General features: G+C 46.3%; 16 protein-coding genes. 4 read left to right on the top strand and 12 right to left on the bottom strand.

Annotation, left to right across the window (positions count from 1 at the left end; translation table 11 throughout):
- Nucleotides 1-934 precede the first annotated feature (934 nt).
- Nucleotides 935-2,215 (bottom strand): A/G-specific adenine glycosylase, encoded by a 1,281-nt coding sequence (mutY, locus tag MKZ16_RS02985; RefSeq protein ID WP_076105969.1) that lies wholly within the window; start codon nucleotides 2,213-2,215, stop codon nucleotides 935-937.
- 37 nt (nucleotides 2,216-2,252) lie between these two features.
- Nucleotides 2,253-2,651: a holo-ACP synthase gene (acpS, locus tag MKZ16_RS02980; RefSeq protein WP_076101391.1), complete on the bottom strand. Its 399-nt coding sequence runs from the start codon at nucleotides 2,649-2,651 to the stop codon at nucleotides 2,253-2,255.
- Between the two features lie 209 nt (nucleotides 2,652-2,860).
- Here acpS and MKZ16_RS02975 point away from each other — a divergent pair, with 209 nt between their 5' ends.
- A complete protein-coding gene (locus tag MKZ16_RS02975) occupies nucleotides 2,861-3,688 on the top strand; it encodes an alpha/beta fold hydrolase (protein ID WP_036676817.1) in 828 nt (275 codons plus the stop codon).
- 95 nt (nucleotides 3,689-3,783) lie between these two features.
- Here the strand turns inward: MKZ16_RS02975 and nadE are convergent, their stop codons facing one another.
- The 3 genes from nadE to MKZ16_RS02960 all read right to left on the bottom strand — a co-directional run bounded on the left by nadE (nucleotide 3,784) and on the right by MKZ16_RS02960 (nucleotide 6,933).
- Nucleotides 3,784-4,593: an ammonia-dependent NAD(+) synthetase gene (nadE, locus tag MKZ16_RS02970; protein ID WP_036676815.1), complete on the bottom strand. Its 810-nt coding sequence runs from the start codon at nucleotides 4,591-4,593 to the stop codon at nucleotides 3,784-3,786.
- A gap of 168 nt (nucleotides 4,594-4,761) precedes the next feature.
- Entirely contained in the window at nucleotides 4,762-5,196 is a 435-nt protein-coding gene (locus MKZ16_RS02965) for a BrxA/BrxB family bacilliredoxin (RefSeq protein ID WP_036676813.1), read from the bottom strand.
- 120 nt (nucleotides 5,197-5,316) lie between these two features.
- Nucleotides 5,317-6,933 (bottom strand): ATP-binding protein, encoded by a 1,617-nt coding sequence (locus tag MKZ16_RS02960; protein ID WP_081394564.1) that lies wholly within the window; start codon nucleotides 6,931-6,933, stop codon nucleotides 5,317-5,319.
- Between the two features lie 280 nt (nucleotides 6,934-7,213).
- Between MKZ16_RS02960 and MKZ16_RS02955 the strand changes: the two genes are divergently transcribed.
- Nucleotides 7,214-8,482 (top strand): NAD(P)/FAD-dependent oxidoreductase, encoded by a 1,269-nt coding sequence (locus MKZ16_RS02955; protein WP_076105967.1) that lies wholly within the window; start codon nucleotides 7,214-7,216, stop codon nucleotides 8,480-8,482.
- A gap of 445 nt (nucleotides 8,483-8,927) precedes the next feature.
- Here the strand turns inward: MKZ16_RS02955 and MKZ16_RS02950 are convergent, their stop codons facing one another.
- From MKZ16_RS02950 to MKZ16_RS02940, 3 genes are all read right to left on the bottom strand, one after another.
- Nucleotides 8,928-10,187, bottom strand: a complete 1,260-nt coding sequence (locus MKZ16_RS02950) for an ABC transporter permease (protein WP_076105965.1) — start codon at nucleotides 10,185-10,187, stop codon at nucleotides 8,928-8,930.
- The gene (locus MKZ16_RS02945) at nucleotides 10,184-10,924 is read right to left on the bottom strand and encodes an ABC transporter ATP-binding protein (protein WP_036676805.1); all 741 of its coding nucleotides are present in this window, start codon (nucleotides 10,922-10,924) and stop codon (nucleotides 10,184-10,186) included. Before MKZ16_RS02945 ends, MKZ16_RS02950 begins: the two co-directional genes overlap by 4 nt.
- Nucleotides 10,925-11,083: 159 nt before the next feature.
- Nucleotides 11,084-12,427 carry an MFS transporter gene (locus MKZ16_RS02940; RefSeq protein WP_076105963.1) on the bottom strand — a complete coding sequence of 448 codons (1,344 nt, stop codon included), beginning with the start codon at nucleotides 12,425-12,427 and terminating at the stop codon, nucleotides 11,084-11,086.
- A gap of 349 nt (nucleotides 12,428-12,776) precedes the next feature.
- Between MKZ16_RS02940 and MKZ16_RS02935 the strand changes: the two genes are divergently transcribed.
- Entirely contained in the window at nucleotides 12,777-13,244 is a 468-nt protein-coding gene (locus tag MKZ16_RS02935) for a MarR family transcriptional regulator (RefSeq protein WP_036676802.1), read from the top strand.
- Between the two features lie 783 nt (nucleotides 13,245-14,027).
- Here the strand turns inward: MKZ16_RS02935 and MKZ16_RS02930 are convergent.
- The 3 genes from MKZ16_RS02930 to MKZ16_RS02920 form a co-directional block, all read right to left on the bottom strand.
- Complete coding sequence (locus MKZ16_RS02930) at nucleotides 14,028-15,536, bottom strand: MDR family MFS transporter (RefSeq protein WP_076101386.1); 1,509 nt, start codon at nucleotides 15,534-15,536, stop codon at nucleotides 14,028-14,030.
- 30 nt (nucleotides 15,537-15,566) lie between these two features.
- Complete coding sequence (locus MKZ16_RS02925) at nucleotides 15,567-16,121, bottom strand: GNAT family protein (protein ID WP_076105960.1); 555 nt, start codon at nucleotides 16,119-16,121, stop codon at nucleotides 15,567-15,569.
- Nucleotides 16,122-16,305: 184 nt separating this feature from the next.
- Nucleotides 16,306-16,587: a hypothetical protein gene (locus MKZ16_RS02920; RefSeq protein WP_036676794.1), complete on the bottom strand. Its 282-nt coding sequence runs from the start codon at nucleotides 16,585-16,587 to the stop codon at nucleotides 16,306-16,308.
- 228 nt (nucleotides 16,588-16,815) lie between these two features.
- Between MKZ16_RS02920 and MKZ16_RS02915 the strand changes: the two genes are divergently transcribed.
- Nucleotides 16,816-17,295: a GAF domain-containing protein gene (locus tag MKZ16_RS02915; RefSeq protein ID WP_036676791.1), complete on the top strand. Its 480-nt coding sequence runs from the start codon at nucleotides 16,816-16,818 to the stop codon at nucleotides 17,293-17,295.
- Between the two features lie 86 nt (nucleotides 17,296-17,381).
- Here MKZ16_RS02915 and MKZ16_RS02910 read toward each other — a convergent pair whose 3' ends face one another.
- Nucleotides 17,382-19,814: a glycogen/starch/alpha-glucan phosphorylase gene (locus MKZ16_RS02910; protein WP_076105958.1), complete on the bottom strand. Its 2,433-nt coding sequence runs from the start codon at nucleotides 19,812-19,814 to the stop codon at nucleotides 17,382-17,384.
- Nucleotides 19,815-19,832 lie beyond the last annotated feature (18 nt).

The raw sequence follows: 19,832 nt of genomic DNA, 5'->3' as shown, positions 1-19,832 counted from the left end.
TGGCTTAAGCTATGGAACTAAAAAAGAAGGTATCTCAGAGCCGAATTGGCTCTGGGATACCTTCTTTGTTTAGGTTGGATAGAGAGAGATATAAAGATAAAGATAAAGACAGAGATTGATTGAGATCCTCCCAGACACCGCATTTCACGCCGCTTGCGTCGCTTAAATGGATACACTGGATCGGAATAAATCGCAATAAATCGCAATAAATCTATACTCGGCTTATGAAAATCTGCTTTTGGAGTCGCTGAGCAATAGATTAGGGAATAACTCCCTAAAATTCTGCGATAGGCTCCATAAACACATGTAATTAGGGAAATACTCCCTAAAAATCATCCTTTATGGGCAAAAAACCGTTATTCGCCCAATTATTAGGGAGGTTTTCCCTAAAGTGATCAATTACAAGCCAAATCGACCTTTTTTTAGGGAAGAATTCCCTAATTAAATTTCACTCACTCTCGTAGCCATAGGAACACCAGAAGAATTTAGTTGGAACAAGACTGAACTAGTCTAAGCCAAATAAACAAATATTTGCTACGAAGAGACTGAAGCATACGACCGTACTTTGGTGCATACGACCATACTTTGGTGCATACGCCCCTACTTAGGTGCATACAACCCTACTTAGGTGCATACAACCATACTTAAGAGCATACAACCATACTTAGGTGCATACAACCATACTTAGGTGCATACGACCATGCTTAGGTGCATAAGACCCTACTTAGGTGCATACGATCCTACTTAGGTGCATACGACCCTGCTTAGGTGCATACGACCATGCTTAGGTGCATACGACCCTACTTAGGTGCATACGACCCTACTTAGGCGCACACGACCATACTTAGGTGCATACGATTCTACTTAGGCGCATACATCAAACTGAGGTTTTGTACATTTAGTGCTTTAGCAACACAACACGGCGAATCTTCTACTACTCTAGCTTCGCCCGCTCTTCCTGCTCATCAAAATAAAGGTTCAGTAGCTTCAGAAAAACGTTAGGGAACGCATAGTTAGCCATGTCTTCGCGGCTGATCCAGCGCACTGCTCCGCCGTCCTCTGGACTAGCGTTCCCGTCCTCAAATCTCTCGATAGGCATGCTGCTGTCGATCCCTGAGAACAAGTCCGCTTCCGCGTTGTACACCGCCCGTCCTTCTGCCGCTATCGGCAGCGGAAGGGCGTCCTCTACGCTGCAGCGGTACACCTGCAGCGTCCACACGATATGGCTGAAGATATGCTCAGCAGCCATCCAGTGCTTTTCAGGCCGGGCAGAGATCCCGGCCTCCCGCAGTGACCGGCGCAGCCGGTCCAGCGCCGCTGCTTCCGGCAGCCGCGCGCCTTTGGCGCCGCCTTCCACAGGCGGCGCTGGCCAGTGCGGCAGCTCCCACATGCGGGCTAACAGCCCGCTTTGTGGCCGCTGCCGGATGAGCACTTGGCCCGCGTGGGCACCGCGGCCCTCAATTAAGGCCGCCAGCCGCTCCTCAGGGCGCGGCGGCTTGGCCTTGGTCTTGACGGGCAGCGAGGTCTCGCAGCCCGCCAGGCGCGCGGCGCAATGCTCCATCACCGGGCAGGTTAAACAGCGCGGTGACTTAGGAGTGCATACGAGCGCCCCGAGCTCCATCAGGGCCTGATTAAAGGATGCCGCTTCCCCCTCCGGGATCAGTTCAGCTGCCAGGTGCTCCATTTTTACGCGGGTGGGTCCCTTGGCGATATCATCCTCTATCAGGAAGTATCGGGACAACACCCGCATCACATTGCCGTCGACCGCTGGCTCCGGCCGATTGAACGCAATGCTAAGGATAGCCCCTGCCGTATAAGGTCCCACTCCCTTTAAACTGAACACAGCCTCGCGATCATTCGGCACCTGCCCGCCATACAGCTCTTTGACCTGTTTGGCCGCATGCTGTATATTGCGGGCACGAGAATAATAACCTAAGCCTTCCCAGCACTTAAGCACGTCCTCTTCTGGTGCATCGGCGAGCGACTCCACGGTAGGAAACCTTTCGATAAACCGATTGAAATACGGGATTACCGTATCCACCCTTGTCTGCTGCAGCATTATTTCAGAAATCCAAATATAATAAGGATTGCGGTGCCGACGCCAAGGCAAATCCCGTTTCTGCCCTTGATACCACTCCAGCAAATGATAGCTGAAATATTGCTTAGCCTCCCGCAGCTCCTGTTCGTCTTGAACTTGTAGATCTTGTTGTGTCATTATAACGCTCCTTGCCTTTCTATAATCATGGTTCAATTTATGAACCTAGCCCTTCCACGACGGCAAAAGCCGAAGCCAAATCACGGCCATGTGTTATCGTAAGATGAATGGTGTACTTCTGTCTATCTGGAAGATTTAGTCTGCTCCAGGCTTCACACGATAAAGTTACCTCTGGTTTTCCTTTAACATCAGGCAATATCTCAATATCCTGAAACCCAACTACATTGCCGATGCCACAGCCTAAAGCCTTCACAACTGCTTCCTTGGCAGCAAAACGCCCGGCTACGAACTCAGCCAACCTCCCGCTTCGCTCTTCAGCAAGTTGATATTCTTGCTCTGTTAAGACCCGCTGGTTAAATTTCTTACCCAGTCCTCTATTTATTACCTCTGAGATTCGTTCAATTTCTAACACATCATGTCCGATTCCGTAAATCAACACTTCACGCTCCTTATGGACGTGTATCCCATTTTGCTTCAATAATGGTATGATCAATCATATGAAGTATTATTAAAAGTAATAGTCCTGCAAGATTCTTTCTGCTATCTTAAAAGAAAATGCACTTTAAGTCTAATAAGACTATCCAGCGACTTCACGATAGACTAGCTGATTTACTTCATTTTTATATATGGAGAGGGGATTACCCTATGAATCATCGTAATTTTGAAATACCTGCCGGAGACGGAGCTGTTCTCCGCTGCTCACACTTCCCAGCCCAAGGCAAAGCCAAAAGCGTTATAGTTATAGCCCATGGCTACAAAGGTTTTAAAGATTGGGGAATGTTTCCTTACATAGCCACAACTCTCAGCCAAGAGCATGAAGTAATTACTTTTAACTTCTCTCATGCTGGCATCGGGGAAGATCTGCTGCATTTCACTGAGCTTGAGAAGTTCGCCCGCAACACCTATCGCCGCAGCTTAAAGGACATGGAAATCCTGTTGTCCTATCTTAGCCAACACCCGAAATTCGGCAGCCTGCCCTTATTCCTTCTCGGCCACAGTCTCGGAGGGGGAATTTGTTTGGTCTACACGCTTGATCATCCCAATGAGATCAGCGGAGTAATCTCCTGGAACGGGGTTACGAAACTCGATTTGCTGACGGAAGAACAAAAGCAGCAGATGAAGGAAACAGGAAGAACCTATGTCCTTAATGGACGTACTGGCCAACAAATGCCGCTGGATGCTGTAATTTTAGAAGATATGGAGAACAACAAAGAACGCTATAACATCCTTGAACGCATACAGAAAGCGTCCTTCCCAGTTGTTCTTATTCAAGGCAGTCAAGATGGAGTACATCTCCGCCAAGGGTCTGAGCATCTCATCAAACTTCGGCCAGATATTAGCTGGGTGCAGGTTCCTGAGGGTAATCATACGTTCAACACTGTGCATCCTTTTGCTGGCACGACTCCGCAATTAGAGCTCGCGATTGCTGCGACAACTAATTTTATCGATCAGACACTTACGCTTACAGAATAATTATTCTTCTTTGTCTATCCAGCTATCCAACTCACAAAAACCGCCACGAGCTCTGCTGCTACGCAGACCCGTGGCGATTTCTAGTTCAACCTATTCTAAATCCCCGGAATAACATTACGCTTATGTGCCGTTCTCCGGTAATAATTCTCAAGCTTCTCAGCTACCTCAGGATTAACCTGTTTACCTTCCAGATAGTCGCTGTTATCGTCATAAGTAATGCCCAGCTCGGTTTCATCCGTCTGACCCGGCCATAAGCCCGCCGTAGGTGCTTTTGTGACAATATCCGCAGGCACACCAATATGTGCAGCCAGCTGACGTACCTGACGTTTATTAAGTGTGGATAGTGGTGTAATATCTACAGCGCCATCGCCCCACTTCGTGTAGAAGCCGGTAATTGCTTCAGAAGCATGATCCGTTCCTACTACAATCAGATTGTTCTCAAAAGCGAGTGCATATTGCATAACCATACGTGTTCTGGCTTTAACATTTCCTTTGCCTTGATGCGTCATATGGCGGTGTTGGCCTATTGATTTCAGACCATGCTCAACTTCAAGGGCAATTTCATTTACAGCTTCCTCAATGTTGGTCTCCACAGTATGAGTCAGATTAAAAGCTTTGGCAACATCATAGCTGTGCTCGATATCTTCCTGAACCCCATAAGGCTGGAATACTCCAAGCGTCATATACTCTGTGCCTTTTTCTGCCGACAGCTCGTCCGTAGCCTGTTTACAAAGACCCGCGGCTACCGCACTGTCCACTCCACCACTAATGGCGATCAATAATCCTTTAGCCCCTGCGTTCAGCACGTACGACTTTAAGAAATCAACCCGTTTGCGTGCCTCAACCTCTACATCAATCGTTGGCTTCACGCCAAGATCCGCAATAATTTCCTTCTGTAAACTCACCAAACACACCTCGTTCCATCAGAAATGGTTCCATATCCATCAAAATATCCACCCAAACGAAGCTCATGCTTCTAAGCATATTCTATCCCATTATTGCTCTTATATTTTGAAAAATCCCGCATGCAGCCGATTTGCCGGCTGATGCGAGATTATATGGAATAACTGTTTTTACTGGCACAAACGATTGAAGACCTCTTTCAATTCAGCAGCAATTTCAGCAGCCGAACGATCTTCTACGCCATGACGTTCAATAAAGTGAACGAGTTCTCCATCCTTCATCAGTGCGATGGAAGGTGAGGATGGCGGATAAGGAGCAAAATATTCACGTGCTTTAGCAGTAGCTTCTTTCTCTTGACCTGCAAACACTGTGAACAAGTGATCCGGAGTGATTTCATTTTGCAAAGCCTGAGCTACACCTGGACGACATTGTCCAGCAGCACAACCACAGACCGAATTTACGACTACAAGCGATGTTCCTTTTGCGGTTGGAAGAGTAGCTTCCACCTCTTCTGGAGTCATAAGCTCCTGAAACCCGATACTTGTCAGGTCATCACGCATAGGCTGAATTGAATCTCTCATATATTGATTAAAAGACATGGACATTTCTCTGCACTCTCCTTCACTTTTCAACTGTTTGTCAGATAATATTACAGCAGTACTTACTAACTTTATTATACATTCATACTCTGTGAAAGCAAGAGATGCTGTAGAGGGTGATTCAATCTAAGAGCGAACCCCGCTGGGTTCCTCCTTATCCAATGGGAAGGAGATCGTAAATACCGTCCCCTCTCCTTCTACAGACTCTACATTTATTTTACCGTTATGCCGCTCCACAATACTTAGGCACAAGGATAAGCCTAGACCTGTTCCCTGGATTTTCGTCGTAAAAAAGGGAAGAAACAGCTTCTCACGTTGACTTTCTGACATACCAACGCCGCTATCGGTGACAATCAACTCCACTTTATCATGAGTACTGCGTGTTTCCAGCGTCAGCACCCCCTTAGGTCCCATAGCCTCCATGCCGTTGCGTCCTAAATTGAGTATGAGCTGCTTGATTTCCCGGACATTCAGCTCTAATTCATGCAGTGATGGGCTCAGCTTCAGTTCAACACTTTGACCGCGAAGATTAGCATCAGCCCACAGCAATGGACTAACTTCTTCTATAATATGGTGCAGCAGCACCTTCTCTTTATCAGAAACCCGGCTCTGTGCCAAGGATAAAAAATCATTAATAATACTATTAGCGCGGTCCAGCTCTTCCATCACAATCTGATAATAAGAATCCAATTCTTGAGCACTCTTTTCTCTCATCAGCTGCAAAAAACCCCGAACTACCGCCATAGGATTACGAATCTCATGGGTAATTCCAGCAGCCATCTGCCCGACCAAGCTCAAACGTTCCACATGATCGAGCTCTACACGTAGTTTTTCCTCATTGGTCATATCCTGCACAATAATTACAGCACCACTTGTTACCCCTGAGCTCTTATGCATTAACGGCGCTGAATAAATCTGATAGATGCGCGACTCATGAATCATTTTTTCACTGGAACGCCGTTTAGAGCGGATATTATCACTTACCCGCATATATGCCTGTGTATCCACTGAGCTGTGAAAAAACTTTTTTACCGGTTCGTCAATAATATCCTCTTTTCGCAAATTGGGATAATGAGCCCGCATCATTCCTAACATGCAATCGTTAAGGTCAGTTACAACTCCGTGTTCATCCAGAGACATAATACTCAGAGGGACTACATTGGTAATCTGCTGCAGCTTCTCGGACTCCCACTGGAAACTTTCACTGATATTCTCCATCTGTACTTTATCCTGCAATCTACTTCTAACCATCTCAACATAATATACAAAAATACCACCTAAAGCGATGGTGAAAAACAGATATACCGTAATCAGAAATGCTTGCACGGAATTAGATTCATATATATTTTTCCCGCCTATAATAGGGACTAACGCAATAAATAGCATGCTTGGACAAAGAATCATCCATAACATACCGATCTTCTCAACTACTGTACCTTTCTTAAAAGGTTTGGCCAGTCCAAACAGTAGCGGATATAATAAAATCCCTGAATTCAATATCACATTACTGATTCCTGTAGGCTCCGCGATGATTACATTGCAGATAAGCAAAAAAATGGACAGCAAAATGCCCGAACGAGTAGTTCCATATAAAATACCAATATACGCAGGGATTAATCCTAAATTTAAATAGGCTACACCAAACAAAGTTGTCGAAAGAAGAGAGCACAGGATAAGACTAAACGTACACGCCAAAATCAAAAAGGTCTGATCATTTGGAAGCTTCCCCTTTTTCCGTGTCACAAATCTACGGTCCACCCACCATTGAAAAAGAAAAAGAAAGGAGCATGCTGCCGATATTTGCAATAAGATATCCTTAACCGCACCCATAATTACAATCACACCCCAAAATGGACAAATTACCCTACATGCTTAGATTAAAGCACAGGATTACTCTCCTGACAACGATAATCACCTAATGATTGGACAAGACTGGTTACATGTGAATCAGAATGGTATGATTCCGTTAGGAATACCCGCGGAATAGGCTTCCGTGTCTTAACATGTAAAGGAGTTAAATTTCATGAGCAATTACGATGTGATCGTCATTGGGGGCGGCCCTTCGGGTCTAATGGCAAGCGTGGCCGCTGCAGAACACGGGGCATCCGTTCTGCTAATCGACAAGGGAGCAAAACTAGGCCGAAAGCTCGGAATATCTGGTGGCGGACGCTGCAATGTTACCAACATCAAGGAAAGAGACGAGCTAATCGCCCATATTCCAGGAAACGGGCGTTTTTTGTATAGTGCCTTCGACCATTTTAATAACCAGGATATCATCGCCTTTTTTGAAGGTTTAGGCATTGCATTAAAAGAAGAAGATAACGGGCGGATGTTTCCCGTTTCCGATAAGGCCTCTAGTGTCGTCTCTGCCTTAATTAGCAAAGTACGGAGTCTAGGCGTACAGATTATGACCGACAGTCCCGTCTCAAGAATAATCTATAACGAAGGGGCTGTTAAGGGAGTCCAGCTGAGCTCGGGCAAGACGATCGCCTGCACTGCTGTTATCATCGCTACCGGAGGCAAGTCCGTACCACAGACCGGCTCCACGGGAGATGGTTACCCTTGGGCAGAAGCCGCAGGGCACACGATCACCGAGCTGTTCCCGACAGAGGTGCCGATTCTTTCACGGGAAGAATGGATTAAGTCCGGCGAGCTGCAAGGTCTGTCGTTACGTGATGTGGTCCTTACTGTGTGGAATCCTAAAGGAAAGAAAGTCATCTCTCATCGAGGGGATATGATATTCACCCATTTTGGATTATCAGGACCCATTGCACTGCGGTGCAGCCAATTTCTGAGACAAGTCCAACGTAAATCCGGCACAGATACGGTGGAGATGTCCATCGATCTCTTCCCTGATCTGAACGCACAGGAAGTAGAATCTATGTTGCAGGATAAGCTGGATCAGGAACCAAAGAAAGCGATCCGCAATTCGCTGAAAGGACTGTTGCCAGAACGTCTCATCCCCCTCTTGCTGACTAAAGCTGAATTAGATGGGGATACAACCGGTCATCACGTCTCCAAGAATGGATTGCTTCTATTGGCTGGGATTTTGAAACGCATGCCAGTTTATGTGCATGGCACCCGTTCCCTATCCGAGGCCTTTGTTACCGGCGGTGGGGTAAATCTGAAGGAGATCGATCCCAAAAGAATGGAATCGAAGCTTATGCCGGGGTTATTCTTCTGCGGCGAGGTACTCGATATCCATGGCTATACAGGAGGCTACAATATAACAGCGGCCTTCTCAACAGGATATACAGCAGGCAAACACGCCGCTGACATTCGACTGGGATAATCTCTAGTGCAACGTGAATATCCTCCAAGCAGCTTACTGCTTTGAAAATGGCGGACCGCGCCATTCTCTCATTAATTGGAGAATCGCTCCTCTGTTTTGGGTTCGTTAGCTATGTGGAGCGTCTGCCTAATCAGCTACTGCGGCTTCGGACCCAGATGACGTTATTTGCGTATTTTTCACCTTATTGGCAGGGTTTCGGACTCCAACGACGCTATTCCTTATAATGAGGCTCATATATGGTGTTTTTCATGGCAATAGCAACTATGGAGTCCGTTAGCATCCTAAAAGTGGAAAAATAGTATGTTTAGGGGCAGCTGTGTCCGATAGGCTAGCTAGGTACCTCATACGTACGTGCGTGCAATAGATCGAATCAAGACAAAAAAAGAAGAGTGCCCCAGCAGCCTTTTTACGGCTTATGGGGCACTCTTCCGTTCTATTTATATCTTTATTTCGCTAAGCGAAATGTTCCAAATATTCTAGAGCTAAACAGTGCAACGATATAACCTAGCGGGATGAACAGGATAATCCCAAACCATCCATATAAGGAAATACAGATCAGCGCAGAACAAATGATTGAAAAAGGAAACAGTAAGATAGGGACCGCACGCAGCCCCGCTTCGGCTTTTTGTTCTTTCGTAAACGGCAGAATTCCGATGTAATCATCTCCCACGAATAACGACCAGAACGACAACAGCCAATTGGTCATGAGGGAAACTAAAACTATAAAGCCCAGCCATTTGAACCCTGATGGAATGATAAATATCGCTAGAAGGGACACAGCAGTAAACGATAAGTAGAGCTTTAAATGGGCCGGATTCCGTACAAGTGCCTTAATCGCTGCCGCAGAGAAACGGCTCTCGGCAGTTTTTGATTTTAGCAAAGGCTGTGATTTCCGGAAAATCCACGGCTTATGGCGGGTCGGACGCGGCTTATCCAGTACGCCGCGGAGCAATAGGGCCGCTATTTTCATCCGCTGCTTATAATCTTCACGCACATCGTTCATGAATGTCCCACGCATCACTATACGCCGCTGAAGAGCGATTACCGCTACGACTGCAAAGAGTGCTGCAATCAGCAGCATAAAAACTGGACGGTTGTTCCAAAACGCAGCTGCACGGAAATAAATCCCACAGGGAACGGAGATGGCCAGAAACAGCCACAGCCAGCGCCGCCAGCCTTGCTTTTGTACTTTTACAATATGCCCAAGTAATTTAACGCACCAGCTACATGCCAGAGTTAGAGCGAACAGCGCCCATACCTCGGATGACAGCATTCCATATCCCCGAACCAGGAAAGGTAATAACAGCACAAAAGCTACACAGAACTTCAACGATGTTACGATCAGGCTGTACTGCAACCCGCGAAACATGATCGTATTTATCCATCGCTGCCGTTGTCTTAGAAATAATAGATCCCCTTCCTGCAATAATAGCACCAGTCCACCTCTACAGAGCAGGAGCACTAATAATGAAGGAATCAACATAAACGGCAAATCTGCACTCCAAGCTGGCAGTGCCTCATTCCAGAACCCGTAATATAACCGTCCTCCCAGAAATCCTCCGGGAATCAGTATATATAACAGCACAGTCCAATCGGCTGCCGTACGAATAATAGCAGATTGCTCACGCCAATGAGAAAATAATCGCCGCCAGAATAGCTTTTTGGAGGTAGGAAAAGCAAACCCTCGCTGCTTCTGCTTACTCATGTCAGTTCGTCGAAGCAATCAAACAACGACGCCTCCGGCAGCCCAGCATAATCACGTATATCTTCAAGCGTTCCTGCAGCGGCAACCCTGCCACCCGAGATCAGCACAAAATCATCGCAAATTTTCTCAGCAGTATCCAATACATGCGTAGACATTAATACACCAGCTCCGCGCTGCCGCTCCGCTTCCAGCAGTCGCAGGAAATCTTTAGTGGCCCGAGGATCCAAGCCGATAAAAGGCTCGTCCACAATATAAACATCCGGCTGTACCAAAAAGCCCAGCATCAGCATCATTTTCTGTTTCATACCCTTAGAGAAGCCAGCTGGAAGATCATCACGGACATGATTCATACCGAACTGCTTCAGTAATCTCTCCGCCGTTTCTTGAAACTGCTCATATTTTAGTCCATAAGCAGCAGCAGCCAAATCTAAGTGCTCCCATAAGGTCAGATCCTCATAAAACACCGGCTGCTCCGGTACATAAGCATAGGACTTATTAACTCCATTAAAGGAGACCTTAGCTTTGGTATTCTTAAGCAAACCGAGCAATGTTTTGATTGTAGTACTTTTTCCCGCACCATTTGGTCCGATCAGTCCGAGCAGCTGTCCACGCCGCACCTGAAATGAAATATCGAATATGCATGGGGCACCTGCTTCATAGCCTGCTTCATCGATCTCAACATCGAGTACAATCTCTTCGTCGCTCTCGGTATCCCCTGTTATTTCTACATTCTCCATATTCGCCAACTCCTAAATATTTCTTATAAATATTATTATCGAAATTCCAATCCAGAAAGATAGCTTCTCTAATCGTACTATATATACTTTCTCCAAGGAAGCATACTGATTTTTTCACAGCTAAGAGAACTACTCTTATATTTAAAAAGAAACCTCCCATTAAAGAGAGGTCTGTCCGAGAAGCTCTAGGTTATTTGTTGCTGAAATTCCTTCCTCACGTTTAATTGCCGCTTCATCTCTCCGCTCGATTTTACCACGCAGCATTAACAGCAACACTCCAAGCAGGGCTGTAAGCGTACCAGAGAGAATGAACGCCGGGACAGGTCCTGACGCTGTAACTAAAGCCCCACCGGCTACAGGTCCTAAGATAACAGCCGCACTTGTTAGACTGCCTATAGTTCCAAATACACGGCCCGTGTATTCCGCAGGGGTCCGCTGTTGCAGCATAGAATTGAAGGGAATAAACGCAAGGCCTGCCCCCACACCAGCAAACATAAAAGAACCAAACAAAGCGATGTTCATCCAGAGTCCAGCCTGACCGTGGGCAGTTACAATTCCTGCACTTGAGAAAACACCCCCCATAATTACAGCTCCCAATCCCATGAAGACGAGCGTATGTTTACCACTGCCTATACGGCTTACAAGCAGGGCTGACAGTAAGGTGCCAAGACCACTGGCTGCCACACACCAACCCAGCAGATCTCCGTTCACACCCGGAATTTCCCGGAATAACGTTACAATCTGCGAATCACCAATTTGCAGCATTAGCAGCACTAGCACCAGCATAGCAATCCCGCAAAGCACTACAGGCATTCCCACGATCACCTGCAGACCCGCCGACATTTCTTGGCGAAAAGACTTCCGAGCACCATTCTCCCCTGTGCTATCCTCTGCTGCATCTTTCTTCAGTGCAGCCGTACGCGGCAGTCCTATTAAGATGACCGCCGATAAAATGAAGGTAGCCGAGTCAATCACATAACAAGCAGCAATACCAAATGCGGCAACCAGCAGTCCACCGAGAGCAGGACCTACAATTTTAGTTATTTGTTCAATAGATGAGCTAAGCGCCATGGCTTTATCCATCTGGGCCGCAGGGACAAGCTCCTTGAGCTTTCCGCTTTTGGCTGGTGAAAAGAGTACATCCATGATCCCTTTAGCTACCAACAGGACATATACCTGCCAGAGAGAACCTGCAAATACCAAACAAACAACGATTCCGGCACGAGCAAGATCGGAACCAATCATCAGCGCCTTGCGGTTAAACCGGTCACTTAAATAACCTGCAAACGGCCCTCCCAAGAGCAACGGCACAGCCATACATAAAGATATAGCCGTAATTTCCCACGGTGTAGCATTCCATTTAAAACCTACCATTGTCAGTAGCGCTAGTATATGCAACCAGTCTCCCACATTCGATACAAGCTGTGCGGCAATAAGCAGCATAAAGGGCTTATTCGCCGTCAGCTTTCCTTCTTTTGAATCATGAGCCAGCTGTTCCTCCATCTTACTTCACTCCCCGTTACTATTTCTCGATGAAGTAATAGTAAAATATTGGAGAACATCAATCATCCGTCTGGAGGCGTAAATAGTGCTTGAACCTAAGGCTGAAATTCTTATCCTTTCAAAGACTGAAATCAAAAAAACCTTCGTTTTTATCGTATTTAAAAAATTGTTTGATTTTTAATAATTAAAAGTGTGCTCATTGTGACAAATCACATGTTCTTCATTCGCTCTTTCACGTATTCTAAGGTTATCTCAAGGTTCGTTGCACAGGTAACCCGTGCACTAATGACTATTGATTGCAAACTGTGCGATGAGTTCACACATGATTAACGATAGAGGGTGGAGAAGCATGATACAATCTTACGAACGTGATACGCAATTAACACTACATTTGTACCGGGTATTTGCCAAGTCTTTTAAGAGCATTAATGAACATGCTGTTACCGGCAGCAAAATTGAAGGTTTTAATCCGACTGCCTTTGCCGTTATGGAAGTGTTGTACTATAAGGGACCACAACCCATTCAACAAATTGGCGCCAAGCTGCTGCTGCAAAGCGGCAACGTTACTTACGTAATCGATAAGCTTGAGGAACGCGGCTATTTGCAGCGTAAGCCTTGTCCGAGCGACCGCCGCGTGATTTTTGCGGAGCTGACTACGGAAGGTGAACGTCTCATGAATGAGATGTATCCGAAATATTCAGAACGCCTGCATCTTGCTTTCAGCGGTCTGAATGATGATGAGAAGGAACAAATGATTGTTCTCCTCAAAAAGATGGGTCTACAAGCTGAGAAGCTGTCCCCTCTTCCCCGTAAGTAAGAGTCGCTTATTTATGTGTTACAGACAAGCTGTTATTGATTTCTGTTAATGGTAAAAAGAAAACCAATAGGCGATTCTCCGATTTATTTGAGAATCGCCTATTGGTTTTTTTGTTCTGCGCCGGCTTACTTGAGCAGATGATCGGTAAGTCGATGCCGAAGACGGACTTTGAGGTCCGCTTTTGGCAACCCTCGGATCATAGTCATCCTTATTCGGCAGGCGGGACTTGCGAGCACGATTCCGATTAGACTTGGCGAGCACGCTTCCGATTGGGCGTCCCTTTCAGCTGACCGTTACTATCGCTCTCGGTAAAATTCACTTTTGATGTAACCCGCTATATTTTCAGCGCCGGATCTTGATGAACCTGAGCAGTAACTTAGGGAATAACTGCATTCTATACAGCTATTTCGTATGCAAATCCGCTCATTCTAACTTTAAGTGTATTCTGTACAATTAAAAACCAGACAAACCACCCCTAGGCGAGTAAATCAAGAAAATAGGTGTACTAAATACAGCTATATCCATTGAAAAAGTTACCAGCAGGATTATAGTTGTACGAAATACAACTAAACGCGTCTATCCACTGCTTCCATCGACTCTCTACTCTAGAGGTTACATCAATCTGGCGTGCCACCGTCCGTTATTCCGTGCGTGATTCCATGTGCTACTCCGTCCGTTAGTCCATGTGTCTCTCCATGCGTCATTCTATGTGTCACTCCGTACGCCACTCCAAGAGTCAATTCGTATGGTTCAACCACTTTAACACGCTATCTACCTAATAAGTTATGCCTTTTTCAAGGACGATGTAGCATCCTCTACTGAAGGCACACCCTTGCGCAAACCCCAGGATATTATCAGCGACAAAACAGCGAAAACTGCCATTACGATAAATAATGAATGAAGACCACCTTCAAGGGCATCACGCAAACTATTTGATACTTCCCCAGACAGGTTAGTTCCTGCATGCGATCCAAGCAGCTTATTAATATCATCTCCTGAGATGTTCGAATCCGGTTGTTTTCTTAACAGCTTATCAATATTCAAGTTCAGCCAAGAACCAAAAATAGCCACCCCAACAGTCTGTCCTAAAGAACGCGTGAACGCATTAAGCGCTGTAGATGCTCCCCGTTGCTCATACGCAACAGAGGACTGCGCAATAATCGTAAAGACTGTAGAAGAATACCCAAAGCCAACTCCACAGACCAGCATCAAGCATAAAAGCAGCAGCTGTGAAGACTCACCTGTTAAGAAAGCCAGGCCAATAGCCCCGGCAGCGATCATAATCAACCCAAGCATTGCGGTTCGACGCGAGCCTGCTTTTAGAATCATCCGCCCTCCGGCGATCGAACCAAACATCCAGCCTACCGACATCGGCGCCAATAGCAAACCTGAGATGGCGGCGCTTTTTCCGGATACACCCTGCACCCATAATGGCACATACGTAGAAAGCCCAATAATTAATGTGCTTACCAGCAGGTTAGCGCCAGTAGATACCGCTATGTTGCGGTTCGAGAATAGACCCAGCGGCAACATAGGTTCAGGAGCACGACGCTCCACAAAGAAAAATAAGACTAGCAGGATAACAGCCACACTTAGAGTTGCGATTAGCAGTGGGGATGTCCACTCCAGATTCTGTCCTCCTGTGGAGAGACCGAAGAGCAATGCGCCCATACCAGCAGCGAACAGCAGCACCCCTGCCACATCAATTTGTGCTTTCCGACGTACCTTCTCTTCCTTCAGATAACGGGCAATAAATACCATTGCTAATAAACCGAATGGCAGATTAAAAACAAATACCCAGCGCCAGCTTAGGTAATCTACTACATATCCCCCAAGAAGAGGACCTACCAAAGAGGAAATCCCCCATACAGAGCTAAGTAATCCTTGTGTCTTCGCTCTCTCCTCGATACTGTAAATATCCCCGATGATGGTAAAGGTCATTGGAATGAGCGCACCCGCGCCAATCCCCTGTATTGCACGGAACAGGATCAGCTGCTCCATACTTTGCGAAATACCGCATAATAACGAGCCTAATAAAAAAACAGCTGCTCCCCACATGAACACCGGCTTGCGTCCAAAGAGATCACTGATTTTGCCGAAAATAGGAGTAGTAATAGCCATTGCCAGCAAATAAGAAGTGAATATCCAGCTAAGCCACTGCATTCCCTGAAATTCACCTACGATAGCTGGACCCGCTGGTCCTGTTACCGTTCCTTCAATCGCAGCTAGAAAGGTAGCTAGCAGCACCCCTATCAGTATTAATTTACGTTCTAAATCCCCTGTTGACTTCAATGTTCCAAACCCTCTCTTTATGTAATAAAATCATTCCCATTCCCCACGTAGAAGCGCATGTAGGGTCACATCCTGAAAGCCGGAAGGTGTCTGGCGATATTGACGCAGTATACCTTCCTTCTGAAAGCCGAGCGTTTGAACCAGCCTCTCCGCACGATTATTATCAGGATGACACAGCGCTTCTATCCGATTCAGCCCCATCCTATTAAAGCCGAAGTCGAGCACTAAACCAAGCGCTTCTTTCATATATCCAAGTCCCCAAAAGGCAGGCGCCAGATCGCAGCCAATTTCCCCGCGGTAAGCTCCCTGCAACTGCCAATAGTTATAACCGCAGCTCCCTATAACTTCACCTTCGGGTCCTACAATACTCCAGCGCAAGCTCTCCTCTTCCTGAGCCATCTGTAATAAAAAAGCAATCAGTTGCTTAGTCTCTTCTATAGAGGATAATGCTGGAGCCCCCAGCCAGCGGGTGACCTCTGGATGAGACCAGATCTGATATAATGCTGAAGCATGCTCAGTAGTCATAGCGCACAGCTTCAATCTACTGCCGACCAGTGTGGGTATCACTCCATTGCAGATATACAAATCTCTGCCCCCCTTCAACTTATCAATTATACATCATTCAAGAGTATATCCTTAAGATAAAAGTTCTAAATTCTTTAACATTGAAAAGAACAAATTCTACGCGTTAACATAAAAAGACGTCTGCATCAGGGGGCATACACTCCCTTAATACAGACGCTTTTTATTAAACTTAACTACAATGATTTCATTCCGCTTCATGAATAACTTCACTGCATAACACCTGAAGTTTGGCTCGAATATCCTTGAACTCTTCAATTCCAGTCCCCGTAATACTGTACCCTTCGGTATGGGCAGTCAGAAAGTTGTCCAGTGTCAGCTTTTCCAATTCCTGTTTCACTTCGCGTTCTCCTACACGATACCCCAGATCTTCAAGTCCGAGCAGCATCTCTGAGATCGTCACATCTTTATCCCGTGCACAATAAAGCATATGAATTCCTATGAACAAGTTCTGTACATCAGCGCGCATATTCCACCTCTTCCGGCTATATAGCCTTCGGTATTTATACTAGCATTACCCTCTGACCGATCCTCGGAAACATTATTGTGGCTGTTGCGCATTTCATGGACTTCAAGGAACATTCCATATTGTTACAGATTGGTATTGTCGCTTGACGTATCATGTCTAGCTGTACTATGTTGATAATTACAGTTAGGAGTTCATATTTGAATTTAAAGTACAGGAAGGTGATGCTTCATGTTTCAAGCTATGCCTTACGATGGAACACGCAACGAGCAGTTTGAAGCGGTTCTAATCCAACTAGAAGCATTAGTAAAGGACGAACCAAGTGCTACGGCCAACCTGGCCAATGCTTCGGCACTGCTTAAACACGCTATGCCGGATACGAATTGGGCCGGTTTTTATTTATTTGATGGCAAGGAGCTTGTGCTCGGACCTTTCCAAGGTCTTCCTGCCTGCATCCGCATCCCGTTGTCTCGTGGAGTCTGCGGAACGGCTGCTGCGGAACGACGCACGCTAGTAGTTGGAGATGTCCATGCATTCCCGGGACATATCGCCTGTGACGCCGCTTCAAACAGCGAAATTGTTGTACCGCTGATCAAGGATGATCGTTTGCTTGGCGTACTCGATATCGACAGTCCGCTGAAAGATCGTTTTGATGATGAGGAACGCCGGTTCCTAGAGCGGTTCGCTGCCCTGGTATCGGAAGTTATCTAAAGCAGCTCTGCCTTATAAAGCATAAGAAATAGGCTGTCTCATTTGTAGGAATCTCCTACTTATAAGACAGCCTAATCTTGTTGAGCCTATAGCCGTACCGGACTGATATTCCAAATCTCCGCGGCGTAGCGGCTAATCGTATTATCGCTAGAGAATTTACCGGAATGGCCAATATTTATAATAGACTTCTTCAGCCATTCCTGACGGTTGCGGTATGCCCGGTCAATCTCGACATGAGTCTCGACATAACTTGCGAAATCCTTAAGCACAAAGAATTCATCGTTATTATCCAAAAGAGAATGGAAAATGGTCTCAAACTCCGCACCATGACAGCATATAGGTCCCGGATTAACCAACTGATCCAATACTTCCTTCACACGGCTATCCCCATTGTAGATATCACGTGCGTGATAGCCGCCATGCTGATAATAATCCATTACCTGCTCAGCGCGAAGACCGAACAGGAACATATTGTTGTCCCCTACCATCTCATGCATTTCCACGTTAGCGCCGTCCATCGTACCTACGGTCAATGCACCGTTCATCATAAACTTCATATTCCCCGTACCGGAGGCCTCTTTACTCGCTGTAGAGATCTGTTCACTAATATCCGCAGCAGGAATGATTTTCTCGGCCAAAGATACCGAATAATTCTCAAGGAAAAAGATACGAATCTTGCCTCTAACATCCGGATCGTTGTTGACAGCCTCTGCCACAGTATTGATCAGCTTGATAATTCGCTTCGCCAAATGATAGCTTGGTGCCGCCTTTGCTCCGAATATAAACGTGCGCGGTACCATATCCATCGAAGGATTATCTTTGATTTGGTTGTACATATGCAGAATATGCAAAATATTAAGCAGCTGCCGCTTATAAGCATGCAGGCGCTTCACCTGAACATCAAAGATAGAGTCGGGGTCTACATGTACTGAATGCTTGCTGTAGATGTATTCAGCCAACTTGAGCTTATTCCGCCGTTTAATGCTGGCCACTTGTTCTTGGAAGGAAGCATCCTCACAATATTTAATCAAGCCAATCATTTCTTGCGGATGGCTCATCCAGCGGGTTCCTATCGATTGATTGATAAGGTTAGCCAGATCCGGATTGGCATGCATCAGCCAGCGCCGGTGAGTAATCCCATTCGTCTTATTATTGAAGCGGTGCGGGTACATTTCATTAAAAAGCCGCATTTCGCGTTTCATCAATATTTCTGTATGCAGCGCCGCTACCCCATTGACACTATGGCTCGCCACAATCGCCAGATGGGCCATGCGAACCTGATCGTCATGAATAATCGCCATCTGTGAAATCCGGTCCTGATCACCGGGATAACGGCTCATCAGCTCGCCGCAGAAGCGGGCATTGATCTCTTCAATAATAAGAAAAATACGTGGAAGCAAGTCCCTGACCATTTGAATAGGCCATTTCTCCAGCGCTTCGCTCAAGATCGTATGATTAGTATAGGACACCATACGAGTTGTAATACTCCACGCCTCATCCCATCCTAATCCATGTACATCCATCAGAATCCGCAGCAATTCAGGGATTACAAGCGTCGGATGTGTATCATTGATATGAAGTGCAACCTTGTCGGGCAACGATTGTATAGGGAGTCCAAGCTTTCCAAAGGTTCGCAGAATACTTTGCAGGCCAGCACTGCAGAGGAAGTATTGCTGCTTCAACCGCAACAGCTTGCCTTCGTATTGTGAATCATCCGGATACAGAAACTCCGAGATGGATTCTACGGAACGCTTATATTCCAGGAATTTATGATAGTCTGAACCCGCAAAAGAGCCAAATGTTCTCGCTGGCTGAGTGATGGACTCCGCACTCCAGTTGCGCAGTGTATTCACATGCCGCCGATCTGCACCAATGATAGGCACATCATACGGAACTGCACGAACGGCCTCATATTGACTATGCTCAAAGATAAGCCGCCCGTTCTCCTCGCGAGTCTCAATCACGCCCCAGAACCTTACTTCTACCTGCTTGTCTTCACGACGCACTTCCCATACATTATCATTTTGCAGCCAGTAATCGGGCAGTTCCACCTGATACCCGTCAACGATTTTCTGCTCGAACAAGCCGTATTTATAACGTATACCGCAACCATGCCCCGCATATTGCAGGGAGGCCAGTGAATCCAAGAAACAAGCAGCTAGACGTCCAAGTCCTCCATTGCCAAGCCCAGCGTCGGCTTCTACCTCCTCAATATCCTGCAGCGAGAAACCAAGATCGGCCAATCCCTCACGCACGACCTCCAGCACGCCCATATTCAGCAGATTGTTCCCCAGAAGTCTTCCGATCAGAAACTCCATAGAAAAATAGTATACCTGCTTATCCTTATCCGTCTTGTACTTTTGATTGGTATCCGCCCAATTTTTCCCGGCATTCTCGCGAATCATGTTGCCTAATATTTTATAGACATCAGCATTCGAGGCTTCCTCCAAAGGTTTGCCCAATTTACTGATGAGCGTCTCGCGAAACACCTGTTTGAAAGTTTCTTTATCGTTAAACAACAGCAGGTTCCTCCTGAC

This window comes from Paenibacillus sp. FSL R5-0928, from assembly GCF_037970385.1.
Lineage (GTDB): Bacteria > Bacillota > Bacilli > Paenibacillales > Paenibacillaceae > Paenibacillus_AQ > Paenibacillus_AQ odorifer.
The sequence above is the reverse complement of the archived record's forward strand: the minus strand, read 5'-3'. Positions and strand labels throughout refer to the sequence as shown.